This window comes from Paraburkholderia sp. EG304 (assembly GCF_046543485.1).
GTDB classification, from domain to species: domain Bacteria; phylum Pseudomonadota; class Gammaproteobacteria; order Burkholderiales; family Burkholderiaceae; genus Paraburkholderia; species Paraburkholderia youngii.
In genome coordinates, this window is record NZ_JBKGUA010000422.1 from 1 (window position 1) to 274 (window position 274).

At 58.0% G+C, this 274-nt stretch carries 1 protein-coding gene; it reads right to left on the reverse strand.

Annotated elements, in window-relative coordinates; translation table 11 throughout:
- A partial coding sequence (locus ACLFKU_RS44555) for a cellulase family glycosylhydrolase (protein ID WP_410853497.1) occupies positions 1-274 on the reverse strand: 274 nt, incomplete at both ends.

Sequence of the window (274 nt, forward strand, 5' to 3'; positions counted from 1 at the left end):
ACTTCCCGCGCTGTTGCTGTCGAGATATTGATGCACCTCGAACACGAAGTTGTTCCCCGGATCCCTAACGTCCTTCATCACCGTTGCATTGGGAGTGCCGTACCAGTTCTGGGTCCAACTATGCGCCGCCGTCCACGCATTACCGGTTACGAACACCATATTGCTCGCGCCGGCAGCGCGTATCGCGGCCAACGCGGCGTTGGCCGCTGATAGCCATTGCTCGGTCGGCATGGAATTCGGCTCGTTCATCAGCCCGAACACAACTCGCTTATTG